Annotated in this window: 10 protein-coding genes; 5 read left to right on the top strand and 5 right to left on the bottom strand. The window is 73.3% G+C overall.

The window, feature by feature from the left end; all coding sequences use genetic code 11:
- Positions 1 to 10: 10 nt before the first annotated feature.
- The gene (locus ACWDYF_RS33655) at positions 11 to 1642 is read right to left on the bottom strand and encodes a glycoside hydrolase family 13 protein (RefSeq protein ID WP_381742015.1); all 1632 of its coding nucleotides are present in this window, start codon (positions 1640 to 1642) and stop codon (positions 11 to 13) included.
- A 203-nt stretch (positions 1643 to 1845) separates the two neighbouring features.
- Complete coding sequence (locus ACWDYF_RS33660; protein ID WP_381742013.1) at positions 1846 to 3117, bottom strand: ABC transporter substrate-binding protein; 1272 nt, start codon at positions 3115 to 3117, stop codon at positions 1846 to 1848.
- 128 nt (positions 3118 to 3245) lie between these two features.
- Between ACWDYF_RS33660 and ACWDYF_RS33665 the strand changes: the two genes are divergently transcribed.
- From ACWDYF_RS33665 to ACWDYF_RS33680, 4 genes are all read left to right on the top strand, one after another.
- On the top strand, positions 3246 to 3761 hold the full coding sequence (locus ACWDYF_RS33665) for a PadR family transcriptional regulator (RefSeq protein ID WP_018565460.1): 516 nt from the start codon (positions 3246 to 3248) through the stop codon (positions 3759 to 3761).
- Between the two features lie 9 nt (positions 3762 to 3770).
- The gene (locus tag ACWDYF_RS33670; protein WP_381742012.1) at positions 3771 to 4553 is read left to right on the top strand and encodes an ABC transporter ATP-binding protein; all 783 of its coding nucleotides are present in this window, start codon (positions 3771 to 3773) and stop codon (positions 4551 to 4553) included.
- A gap of 42 nt (positions 4554 to 4595) precedes the next feature.
- On the top strand, positions 4596 to 6878 hold the full coding sequence (locus ACWDYF_RS33675; protein ID WP_381742011.1) for an ABC transporter permease: 2283 nt from the start codon (positions 4596 to 4598) through the stop codon (positions 6876 to 6878).
- A 92-nt stretch (positions 6879 to 6970) separates the two neighbouring features.
- Positions 6971 to 8011: a M28 family peptidase gene (locus tag ACWDYF_RS33680; protein ID WP_389473471.1), complete on the top strand. Its 1041-nt coding sequence runs from the start codon at positions 6971 to 6973 to the stop codon at positions 8009 to 8011.
- 44 nt (positions 8012 to 8055) lie between these two features.
- Here the strand turns inward: ACWDYF_RS33680 and ACWDYF_RS33685 are convergent, their stop codons facing one another.
- The gene (locus tag ACWDYF_RS33685) at positions 8056 to 8973 is read right to left on the bottom strand and encodes a Bax inhibitor-1/YccA family membrane protein (protein ID WP_389473469.1); all 918 of its coding nucleotides are present in this window, start codon (positions 8971 to 8973) and stop codon (positions 8056 to 8058) included.
- Between the two features lie 278 nt (positions 8974 to 9251).
- Between ACWDYF_RS33685 and ACWDYF_RS33690 the strand changes: the two genes are divergently transcribed.
- A complete protein-coding gene (locus tag ACWDYF_RS33690) occupies positions 9252 to 10058 on the top strand; it encodes a S1 family peptidase (protein ID WP_389473467.1) in 807 nt (268 codons plus the stop codon).
- A 50-nt stretch (positions 10059 to 10108) separates the two neighbouring features.
- Here ACWDYF_RS33690 and ACWDYF_RS33695 read toward each other — a convergent pair whose 3' ends face one another.
- Both ACWDYF_RS33695 and ACWDYF_RS33700 read right to left on the bottom strand, forming a co-directional pair.
- Positions 10109 to 11338, bottom strand: coding sequence for an epoxide hydrolase family protein (locus ACWDYF_RS33695; protein ID WP_389473465.1), 1230 nt, complete (start codon positions 11336 to 11338; stop codon positions 10109 to 10111).
- Between the two features lie 36 nt (positions 11339 to 11374).
- Complete coding sequence (locus ACWDYF_RS33700; protein ID WP_381742003.1) at positions 11375 to 11833, bottom strand: nuclear transport factor 2 family protein; 459 nt, start codon at positions 11831 to 11833, stop codon at positions 11375 to 11377.
- Between the last annotated feature and the right edge of the window lie 13 nt (positions 11834 to 11846).

Below are 11846 nucleotides of genomic sequence, written 5' to 3' on the forward strand. Positions count from 1 at the left end.
TGACGGAAACTCAGAGGGCGGCGGGGTCGGTGATCCACCAGGCGGCGGTGGACCCGGCGAGCACGCCGGGCGGGCACGGTCCGCTGGTCAGCAGCGGTGTGCCGGGAACCGGGGCGGGGGTGGGCGCCGTGCCGAAGTTGACGGCGCAGACCAGGCCGTCGCCGCGGGCGAAGGCGAGGACGCCGGGCGGGGTGTCGAGCCAGCGCAGCGTTCCTTCGCCCAACTGCGGCAGAGCGGAGCGCAGTTGCAGGCCCTCGCGGTAGAGGTGCCAGAAGGAGCGGGTGTCGGCGAGCGCGCGGTCGGTGGCGTACTCGGCGAAGTAGTCGGGCTGCGGCAGCCAGGGCCGGGCGCTCTCGGCGCCGGAGGTGAAGCCGAACGGCGACGCCTGTCCGGACCAGGGCAGCGGGACCCGGCAGCCGTCGCGGATCCGGGCCCGGCTGCCGGTGCGGTGGAAGATCGGGTCGGTGAGGACGTCGTCGGGCAGGTCGACGACCTCGGGCAGGCCCAGTTCCTCGCCCTGGTAGATGTACGCGGCGCCGGGCAGCGCCAGCATCAGCAGCGCGGCGGCGCGGGCGCGGGCGGTGCCCAGGCCGCTGCCCTCGGGGGTGGGCTCGCCGTAGCGGGTGACGGTGCGCACCTGGTCGTGGTTGTTGAGGACCCAGGTGACGGTGGAGCCGGTGCCCGCGATGTCCTGCATGGCCTCGGAGACCACCTTGCGGAAGGCGTCGGGGTCCCAGGGGGCGCTGAGCAGGTCGAAGAAGAACGCCTGGTGCAGTTCGTCGGGGCGGACGTAGCGCGCGTGCTCGCGTGCGGTGGGGACGGACACCTCGCCGACGAGCAGCCGCTCCCGGCCGTCCTCGGCGGTGTACTCCTCGCACAGGGCGCGCCAGCGGCGCCACACGTCGTGCACCTCGGGCTGGTTCCAGGCGAGCGGGTTGACCGAGTCGCGGGTGCGGGCGTCGGCCTCCGGGTCGGGCGAGTCGGGCAGGTCCGGGTGTTTGAAGAGCCCGGCGGCGACGTCGATGCGGAAGCCGTCCACGCCCCGGTCGAGCCAGAACCGCAGCACCCGGTCGAACTCGGCGGCCACCTCGGGGGTGCGCCAGTTCCAGTCGGGCTGCTCGGGGGTGAACATGTGCAGGTACCACTGGCCGGGCCGGCCGTCGGCCTCGGTGATCCGGGTCCAGGCGGGGCCGCCGAACATGGCGTGCCAGTTGTTGGGCGGTTCGGCGCCGTCGGGGCCGCGGCCGTCGGCGAAGTGGAAGCGGGCGCGGGCGGGGCTGCCGGGCGGGGAGCCGAGCGCCTTCCGGAACCAGGGGTGCTCGCTGGAGCAGTGGTTGGGGACGATGTCGAGGAGCACCTTGACGCCGAGCTGGCGGGCGGCGGTCATCAGCCGGTCGAACTCGCCGAGGTCACCGAAGAGCGGGTCGACGTCGCAGTAGTCGGCCACGTCGTAGCCGTGGTCGTGCTGCGGGGAGCGGTAGAAGGGGCTCAGCCAGATCCCGTCGACCCCGAGTTTGCGCAGGTAGGGCAGTCCCGCACGGACCCCGGCCAGATCGCCGACGCCGTCACCGGTGCTGTCCAGGAAGCTGCGGACGTACACCTGGTAGATCACGGCGTCACGCCACCAACGATGCCTGTTCACACGATCGACCCGTCTCTGAAAGCCACGTGAGCCACGGAAGCAGCCCCGTCGTTATGCATGCATGTTATGTAGGTGTTTCAGGAAGGTGTCAACGAAGTCGGCGAAACTACCGAGCGGTTACTCATGCGGATGCATGACAAAAGGGATGTATCCTGGCGCAGTGTTATGGCCGCGTTACCTAACAAGTAAGTATCTAGGTGTGCCTAGCGGCGGGTGATGTCGTCCAGTTCCCGGGCCAGCCGGCGTACGGCCTGCTCAGGTGTCTGCTGCCCGGTCAGCGCGTCGTGGACGACGGCCTGCACCACCAGGCTGACCTGGTCGTAGTGCGGGCTCTTGGGGCGCGGCGCGGCGGCGAGCACGGCCGCGCGCAGGGTCGGCAGATACGGGAACCGCCGCACCAGCTCCGGGTCCTGGTACAGGTCGGCCCGGACGGGGGGCAGCGCGCCCCGGGTGAGCACCTGCCGCTGGACCTGCTCACCGGTGAGGTACTGGATCAGGCGCTCGGCGGACTCGGGGTGCCGGGCATGGGTGTTGACGGCCAGGTCGGAGCCGCCGAGCACACTCGTGCCCGGTCCGTCCGGGCCGGGCAGCGGCACCGCGCCGATCTTCCCGGCGACCGCGGAGCCCTCGGCGGCGGCGACGGCGTAGGCGTAGGGCCAGTTGCGCAGGAAGAGCAGGTGGCCGTCCTGGAAGGCCTGCTTGGACTCCTCCTCCTTGTAGGACAGCGCCGCCCGGGGGATCCAGCCCTCGCGGAAGCCGCGCGCCAGGAAGCCGATGCCCTCGCGGGCCGCGGCCGAGTCGACGGTGACGCGCCGGCCCTCCTCGCCGAGGATGGTGCCGCCGGCGGAGTACACGGCCTCGGCCGCGTTGACGGTGAGCCCTTCGTAGGACAGGAACTGTCCCGCGTAGCCGTCCAGCCCGTACCGGGGGGCTATGGCCTTGGCGTCCTGCTCCAGCTCGGCCCAGGTGCGCGGCGGCGGCACGCCCGCCGCGGCGAGCACGTCCTTGCGGTACAGCAGGAGCCCGGCGTTGGTGACGTAGGGGACGGCGTACAGCCGGCCGTCGTAGGTCGCCGTGTCGACGACCGGCGGCAGGAACGACTTCAGCGGGAAGCGCTCGGCCGGCAGCGGGCGGATCCAGCCGGCCGCCGCGAACTCCGAGGTCCAGTTGACGTCGATGTTGAGCACGTCGAAGCGGCTGCGGTCGCCGCCGCGCAGGTCGGTGGTCATCTGCGCGTGCGTCTCGTCGGCCGAGTCGGGCAGTTCGACGAGCGTCACCCGCTCCGCCGGATGGGTCCGGTTCCAGCCTTCGAGCAGCGGGCCCAGATAGCCGGTGAGGTCCCCGGCGGTGGCCAGGGTGAGCGGTCCGCGCGTACTGCCGCCGCCCTCGTCGGCCCGCGCCCCCGAGGCGACACATCCGGTCATGACCACGACCAGTGCGAGAAGCCCCCTACCGGTGGCTCGTATCCACCGCATAGGTTCCTCCTTGCACACCCGCCACCGGCACCTTCGCCGAGCGTCAGCCCATGTATACCCGTTAGGTATGGGCGATACTAGGGTCCGGAGCACAACAGGCAGATGACAAGGTCAGGAGGACAGCACGCGTGCGCCTGCACCTCCTGGCCCTGCTCGCCCGAGGCCCCGCACACGGCTACGAGCTGAAGCAGGACCTTGAGCAACTGCTCGGCTCCGCGTACCCTCAGCCGAACGTCGGCCAGATCTATGTGACCCTGGGCCGCCTGGAGAAGACCGGCCTGATCCAGGGGGAACAGGTCGAGCAGTCCAGCCGGCCCAACAAGAAGATCTACCATCTCACCGACGCCGGACGGGACGAGCTGCGCACCTGGTTCGCGGAGCCCGAGGACGAACCGCGGGTGCGGGACGAGTTCTTCATGAAGCTCGCCCTCGCCCCGCGGACCGGCCTCGCCGACCAGATCACGCTCATCAACCAGCAGCGGCGGCAGTACCTCAACACCATGCGCCAGCTGTCCAGGCTGGCCGCGGCCGAGGACCGGGACAACCGGATCGCCCAGCTGCTCATCGAGGGCGCCATGCTGCACCTCCAGGCCGATCTGGACTGGCTGGAGCGGTGTCAGGAGGAACTGGAGGAGCTGGAGTGAACGACCGCCATGGGTGACGGGCGCTCTGTCCGGGATCAGGCCGCCGAACCCCCCGTGCTGCGGGCCGAGCGACTGGTGAAGACCCACCACGGCGAGGGCGCGCCCGCGCATGCCGTGCGCGGGGTCGATCTGTCGGTCCGGCGGGGCGAGTTCGTGGCGGTCACCGGACCCTCCGGGGCCGGCAAGTCGACGCTGCTCCATCTGCTCGGCGGGCTGCAACGCCCCGACGCGGGCAGCATCTGGCTGGACGGCCGGTGCACCGACTCCTACAGCGAGGCCCGTTGGGCACAGGAGCGCAGACGGACCGTCGGGATCGTCTTCCAGTTCTTCAACCTGGTCTCCAACCTGTCCGTCGCCGACAACGTCGAACTGCCCGCCCTGCTGGCCGGCCGCACCCCGCGCCAGGCCCGCGCCGAGCGGGAGGAACTCCTCGCCGGACTGGGCCTGGACGGCAAGGGACGCAGCATGCCCGGCGAGTTGTCCGGCGGCGAGCAGCAGCGGGTGGCCCTCGCCCGCGCCCTGGTCAACCACCCCCCGCTGCTGCTGGCCGACGAACCGGCCGGCAGCCTCGACAGCAAGGGCACCCGCGAGGTGATGCGGCTGCTGTCCCGCTTCCACGCGCGCGGCCAGGCCATCGTGCTCGTCACCCATGACGCCCGGCTGGCCAGCGCCGCCGACCGGGTGATCAGCTTCTTCGACGGCCGGATAGCCGACGACGCCGAACTGGACGGGGCGCCCGTGCCGGGCCGGGGCATCTCCCGGGTGCTGGAGCTGAAGGACCGCACCCGGTGAGCGGCGGTCGGCGCCACCCGGACCGGCCGGGGGGCTGACACCGTGCGAGCCGCGTTGCGCTGGGCGCACTCCGATCTGCGCACCCATCGCGGGGAGGCGCTGTTCCTGGTGCTGGCCACGGCCGGCATCGTCGTCTCGCTGCTGCTGGCCACCGCCCTGTTCGGCTACGCCACCAACCCCTGGCAGCGGGTGTTCACCCAGTCCCGCGGCGCCCACGTGTGGATCCACACCGTGAAGAACGCCGACACCGCGCGCCTTTCGGCCCTGGACGGTGTGGAGTCCGTGGCCGGCCCCTACGCCGACGAGTTCGCCACCGTGTCCTCGCGCGGGGTGCGCGCCTCCGTGGAACTGCGCGCCACACCGGGCGAACCGGCGGTGGACCGGCCGCTGCTGGTCTCGGGCCACTGGCTCGACGCGCGGCAGCCGGACGGCGTGGTCCTGGACAGCCGCCTCGCCCGCGCCCTGCTCGCCGAGCCCGGCGACACCCTCACCCTGCCCGACACCGCGCGCACCCTGACCGTGGTCGGCGTCGCCGAGAGCGCCGAACCCCGCTACCGGCCGGGCGAGCAGCCCGGACTGGTGTGGGCGCCGCCCGCCGCGGTGCACGACAGCGGCGGCCAGGTCGTCGGTCTGCGCCTGGCCGACCCCGACGACACGGACTACGCCGTCCAGCGGGCCGTCACCGTCCTGGGCGCCGGTGTGGTCGGCGAGGTCTCCACCTGGCGGCAGGCGCGGGCCGAGGCACAGGGCGACGACCGGCTGCTCGGCCAGGTGCTCGGGCTGTTCGGCCTGGCCGCGCTGCTGGCGGCGGGCCTCGCCGTGCACGGGGCGATCGGCGCCCGGATCCGCGGACATCTGCGGGACATCTCCGTGCTGAAGGCGATCGGCTTCACCCCCGGCCAGGTGGTCCGGATCTTCCTGCTCCAGCATGTGGCGTACGCCGTGCTCGGCTCCGTGGTGGCCGCGGCCCTGGTCAGGGCGCTGGGCCCGCGGCTGCCCGGCCGGCTCGGGGACGCGGTCGGGGTGTGGCAGGGGCTGCCGGGCCACAGCGCGGCCCTGCTCGCGGTGCCGGTCTGCACGGTGCTGTTCATCGGTGCCGTCACCGGGCTCGCGGCCTGGCGGGCGGGCCGGGTGCCGCCCGTCCCGGTGGCCCGCCGGAGCCAGGTGTCCGGCGGGCGGCTGCCGGGCGCCGCCCGGCGCGCCCTCGGACTGCGGCTGCCGCCCGGGGTGCTGCTGGGCTGGCACCGGACCGTCACCAGCCGCCGCCGCACCGTCGCCACGGTCGGCCGGTTCGCCCTGCCACTGCTGCTCATCGTGGTCGCGACCAGCGCCTGGACCACCATCGACCGCTTCCACGACCGGCCCGAGCGCCTCGGTCTGCCGGCCGCGCTCACCGTCCGCACGGACGGCACCCTGGACGACCGGGAGACCCGGGGCCTGCTCGGGCGCGAGCCGCGGGTCGCCGCCGTCTACCCGGGGGTGCAACTGGCCGCGCTCGTACCGGGGCAGACCTCCACCATCGCCCTGCGCGGCCTGGGCACCCGCCAGGCCCCCTACCCGTACCGCGTCGCCGAGGGCCGCGCGGCGCACGGGCCGGACGAGGCGGTCGCCGGGCAGGGGCTGTTCGACCTGCTGGACGCGCGGGTGGGCGACTGGGTGCGGATGACGGTGGCCGGACAGCCGCAGGTGCTGCACCTGGTGGGCCGCAGCATCGAACCGGAGAACGCCGGACGGGTCGTCTCCACCTCCCTGGACACCCTGCGCGAGAACGACCCCGGACTGAGCGCCACCCTCTACCAGGTGCGGCTGCGCCCGGACACCGATCCGCGGCGGGTCGCCGCCGCGCTGCTCACCGCCGGGCACGGCCACCTCGATGTGCACGCGGTGCCCAACCCCGCCGACGGGCTCTCCGCGCTGCGCGGTCTCGTCGCCGGTCTGGTCTGCGTGCTCGCGCTGATCGGGCTGATCGAACTGCTGGCCGCGATCGGCAGCACGGTCCGCGAGGGCGAACGCGACCTGCCCGCCCTCAGGGCGATCGGCCTGACACCTCGTCAGGTCACCGCCGTCACGGTGACGGCTACCGCCTGCACGGCCCTGGCCGCCGTCGTGCTCGCCACGGCCGTCGGACTGCCCCTCGCCCGCTGGCTGATCGACGCCCAGGGACGCTCCAGCGGCATCGGCGCCGGGATCGCCGCCGGTCCCTCCTGGCTGTTCCTGGTGCTGCTCGCCGTCGCCGCCGTCGGCGGTGCCGCCGTCCTGGCCGCGGTACCGGCCGCGCGTGCCGTCCGGCGGCGGCCCGCCGACACCCTGAACACCGTCGCCTGAGCACCGGCCGTACGCGGGTGTGCGGGGGGGTGTGTCCCGGGGGGTGTTAGGTTTCTCGGCGGACCACACATCCCGCCGAGCCCGGAGTGGCGATGACCGATGACACGTGGGCACCGTTCCCGGACGCCGACGCCGCCCGGCTGCGCCGGGACGTGGAGTTCCTCGCCGCCGGACCGCGCGGGCGGCGCCGCGCGCCCGGCGCGATGGAGCGGGCCGAGGAGTACGTACGCGCCCGGCTGGCCGGTGCGGGCTGGCAGGTGGAGCGGCAGCCGTTCGACCTGCGCTGGCGGATCGGCGCGACCGACCGGCACGGCCACCGCGCGCTCGTGTGGAAGCCGAGGCTGCACCGCCGGCTGCGCGGCGCCAATCTGATCGCCGTCCTGCCCGGCGCGCCCGTGGGGCCCACGGTGCTGGTCGGCGCGCATCTGGACACGGTCGACGGCAGTCCGGGCGCGGACGACAACGCCTCCGGGGTCGCGGTGCTGCTGGAGACCGCACGGCTGCTGGCCGCTCTGCCCGCTCCGCCGCCGGTCGCACTCGCTGTGTTCGACATGGAGGAACTGGGCCTCATCGGCGCCCGGCACGCCGCCCGCGTGCTGAGCCGGGACGGCCTCGGGGGCACGGGCGGGCGCCGGGACATCGCGGGGATGATCTGCCTGGAGTCGGTCGGCTACTTCGACGACGCGCCGGGCAGCCAGCGGCTCCCGGCCGGATTCGCCACGGCGTTCCCCGGGACGGCGGCGGCCACCCGCGCCGACGGCCACCGGGGCGACTTCACGCTTGTGGTGCACCGGCGCTCCTCGGCCGCGGCCGCCGCGTACTGGCAGCGGGCCGCCGCCGCCACACCGGCCGGTCTGCGCGGCCTGCTGCTGCGGGACCCGCGGCCGGACGGCCCCGCGGGCCTGCTCATCGGGCTGGCGGTGCCGCCCGCCAACCACCTGGGCCGCAGCGACCACGCGCCCTTCTGGAACCGGCGGATCCCGGCGCTGATGCTCACCGACACGGCCAACTTCCGCAATCCGCACTACCACCGGCCCACCGATGTGCCCGCCACCCTGGACTACGCGCGGCTGGCCGCCGTCACCGCGGCGACCGCGGCCACCGCCACCGCCTGGCCGCAGAACCGCTTCTGACGGTACGTCAGGACACTGGGCGTGCCCGCCCGGCACCCGTGCCGTCAGTAGAGGACGTCCTCCTGCGGTGCGAGCGTGAGCAGCCGCACGGTCTCCACGTACAGCCACACCAGGGTCAGGGTGAGGCCGAAGGCGGCCAGCCAGCGCTCCTCGCGCGGGAGCCCCCGGGTGAGGGCGCTCTGGACGCGGCGCAGATGCAGGGTCAGGAAGGAGGTGCCGAGGGCGACGCCGACGGCACCGGTGAGGATGCCGAGGCCACCGCCGCGCAGACCGAGGCCGTCGGTCTGCGGGAGGGCGGACAGGAGGAGGTCGGCGGCGGCGAGCAGGAGCAGACCGAGGCCCGTGGCCCCGGCGAGCCCGCGGGCCCGGCGTGCGATGCGGGTCCAGCGCAGCCGGTGGGCCGCCAGCACGGCGGCGGACGAGGTCATCGTGCCCAGCACCAGATGGACGAAGACCCCGGGGGCGACCTGTGCGGAGGCGGTGTTCGACAGCACACCGAGAAAGGCGCCCAGGAACACCGCGTGGGCGAGGGCGAGGACCGCCGAGGGCCGGGTGCGGACGTACTGGAGCACGACCAGGGCGAGGGCGGCCAGCCCGGCGGCGCCCGCGACGCCGTAGGACCAGCCGGTGCGGGCCGGGGGCAGCGGTGGCACCGCCCACACCAGGACGGCGGCGACGGTCGCCGCGCCCAGGGCGAGGGCGGCGCGGGACACCACGGCGTCCATGGTCAGCAGGTCACCGACGAGGGCCGGGGACGGTCCGGGGCCGGGCGCGGGGGCCGGTTCCGGTCCCGTGTCCTCGCCGGTGCCGGTCCGGTCCCGCGCGACGACGAGCCGGATCTCCCGCTCGACCCGCGGATCCCGGTCCGCTGCCGCGGTCTTGCGCCCGCCCCGGCGTTCGAACCGACGCCGGGACAACAGGGGGTTGCTGCTCTTCAGGGAACGCTGCTCGACACCTGCCACGGCAGACACCTTCCTCCGACCTGCTCACACTTTCGCACACATTTCTCCCAGACCCTATCCCTAGAGTCACACATATCTTCGCCGCCGACCTCACCGGTCGAAACAGTGACTGATACCGGGCCGAGCGGTGTCCGCGCCCCGGCCGACATCCGGCGGCGGCCGGGCGGATGCCGGGGCGGACCAGGCTCCGGCTCAGGCGGCGGCCGGAGCCTGGTCCGCCGTGCCGGACTCGCCGGGCAGTGCACCGGCGAGCGGACCGAAGCGAAGTGAGGTCATCCATGGGCAGGTTGATGAAGCGGCGGGCGATCGTGTCCCTGGCCGGTGCCGGAGCGGTGGGCGCCGTGCTGACCGGGGCGCCGACCGCCTCGGCGGTCGTCGGCGGGGTGCCGGTCGCGGACGGCGAGCGGCCCTTCGTCGCACAGATCGAGCAGCGGGACGAGGACGGCACCTGGTCGCACTACTGCGGCGCGGCGCTCGTCGACCGCCGGGTCGTCGCCACGGCGGCGCACTGCGCCAGGTTCGCCGTGTCGGGACAGGTGACGATCCGGCTGGTGCTGGGCCGGGCCGACTCCGCCTCCTCCGGCGGAACGGTGGTGACCGGCGACCACTTCACCGTCTACAGCCACCCGCAGTTCAACATCGCGACCAACACCGATCTGGGGCTCATCGTGCTCGACGCCCCGGTCACGCAGACACCCGCCGCGCTGCCCCGGGCGGCGACCGAGCTGCGGCCGGGCCGGATCCTGCGCGCCGCCGGCTGGGGACGCACCGACCTGGAGAGCCCGGACAAGCCGTCGCGCCTGCGGGAGGCGAGCCTGCCCGTCAATGTCTTCGACACCGAAGGAGGCATCTGGGACAAGGAGTTCATCTGCGCGGGCACCGCCGAGCGGCGGGTCGCCCCCGGTGACAGCGGCGGACCGCTGTTCGACGCGAAGGGCCCCGGCAAGACGGTCGTCTACGGGCTGGTGACCGGCGAGACCAACACCTGCACCGGCCTCTTCACCAACCTCGCCGACCCCACGCTCTGGGAGCCGTTCCGCGCACCGCTCGCGGCGCACGGGCTCGGACACGTCATCCCGGACTGATCCCCGGCGGTCGTCCCGCACTGATCCCCGGCGGGGGGCCGCCGCCCCGGTCAGCGCAGCTTGCGGTAGGTGGCGCGCAGGTCGTCGATCCACGCCTCGGGGTTCTCGTAGGGACCGAAGTGACCGCCCTTCTCATGGACGTGCACGTCCCGGATGTCCGCGTAGAACTGTCCGCCGCCCGCCTTGAAGATCGCGACGCGCTCCTCGGCGGTCTCCGCGCCCGGGGAGGAGTCGCCGAGCAGGAAGGTGAAGCTCGCCGGGGCCTGGACGTACGGCGTACGGTCGTGGGCCGGCACCGGCGGGTACAGGCTGGCGTTCTTGTAGGCCCGGATCGAGGAGCCGATGGCCTGGTTGACCCAGTAGACGGTCGCGAAGGTCAGCAGGTCGTCGGCGGGCCACTCCGCCGCGAAGTCGGCGTTGCGGTCGCTCCACGTCTTGTACCGCTTGATGATCCAGGCCAGCATGCCGGCCGGCGAGTCGTTCAGACCGTGGGTGACCGTCTGCCCGTCCAGCAGGTGTGCGGCCACGTGCGACACATAGATGTTGTTGCGCCGCACCAGCCGGGCCCGCTCCCGCTCGGGCAGGTCCTCGGTGCGCTGTCCGCCGGTCAGGTCCCAGAAGCGGTCGCCCTGGAACATCGCGGGCGGCATCTCGTTGCCGAGGTGGATGCCGTAGAGGGAGTCGGCGTACTTGTGGCCGAGCCGGGCGCCCACGAGCGCGCCGTAGTCGGCGGCGCCGACCCCGTACCGCTCGTAGCCGAGGATGCCGGTCATCAGGGTGTGGAAGCGGTCCGCCATGCTCGCGTAGTTCTCCCGGGGCGCGGTCAGCGGCGTGGAGAAGCCGAAGCCGGGCAGGGAGGGGACGACGACGTCGAAGGCGTCGGCGGGGTCGCCGCCGTGGGCGCCCGGGTCGGTCAGCGGGCCGATGACCTTGTGCCAGTGGTGGTGGGTCCACGGCCAGCCGTGCATCAGCAGCAGCGGGATCGGCGCCGGGCCCTTGCCCCGCTCGTGGACGAAGTGCACCGGCGTGCCGTCGACGTCCAGCCGGTGCTGGTTGACGGCGTTGAGCTTCGCCTCGGCGGCGCGCCAGTCGAAGCCGTCGGCCCAGTACTCCACCAGTGGCTTGAGATAGGCGGTGCTCAGGCCGTAGGTCTCGTTCTCGTTCTCCGGGTCGGGCGCGAACCGGGTGGCCTTCAGACGGGCCCGCAGATCGTCCAGGACCTCCTGTTCGACCTGAACGGTGAACGGCTCGAGGGTGCGGGTCTCTCCGGTGGTGTCCATGGTTTCCTCTTCCTGGGGGGGGTGGGGCGGGGCGCGTCAGTGGGCGAAGTCGACGCGTACGCGGGTCAGGACCAGTTCGGCGATCTTCCAGGTACCGTCCACCTTCGTGAAACGCGGCCGGTAGTGGCCGTACCCGTGCATCTCGGTGAACTCCGGGCGGCCGTCTGCGTCCGTGCGGGCGGGGCGCTTGATCAGGTCCTCCATCGCCCACACACCGCGCGCGGAGGTGTCCGACTCGACGTCGATCTCGTCCGAGAAGAGATGGTGGACGAGGACGGCGCCGGGGCCGACGCTCACCGGGATCGTCGCGGCGATCTCGGCCGGTGAGCCCATGGTCCGCAGGACGGTCCCGTCCACGTTGTGCGGGGTGAAGGTGCCGTCCTCGGTGAAGAGCGACGCCAGTTCCGACCAGTTCTGGTGGTCCGCCGCGTAGACGTAGCGCGCCATCACCCGGCGCAGTTCCTCGATGGTGCTCAGCCGCTCTGTGGCGTTCATGACGGTGCCCGTT

The sequence above is a fragment of the Streptomyces sp. NPDC003284 genome, assembly GCF_053589675.1.

Bases quoted from the DNA above. Each gene is read 5' to 3' on its own strand.
- ACWDYF_RS33660 (WP_381742013.1), bottom strand. From the start codon at position 3,117: ATGCGGTGGATACGAGCCACCGGTAGGGGGCTTCTCGCACTGGTCGTG.
- ACWDYF_RS33690 (WP_389473467.1), top strand. From the start codon at position 9,252: ATGGGCAGGTTGATGAAGCGGCGGGCGATCGTGTCCCTGGCCGGTGCC.
- ACWDYF_RS33695 (WP_389473465.1), bottom strand. From the start codon at position 11,338: ATGGACACCACCGGAGAGACCCGCACCCTCGAGCCGTTCACCGTTCAG.
- ACWDYF_RS33680 (WP_389473471.1), top strand. From the start codon at position 6,971: ATGACCGATGACACGTGGGCACCGTTCCCGGACGCCGACGCCGCCCGG.
- ACWDYF_RS33700 (WP_381742003.1), bottom strand. From the start codon at position 11,833: ATGAACGCCACAGAGCGGCTGAGCACCATCGAGGAACTGCGCCGGGTG.
- ACWDYF_RS33670 (WP_381742012.1), top strand. From the start codon at position 3,771: ATGGGTGACGGGCGCTCTGTCCGGGATCAGGCCGCCGAACCCCCCGTG.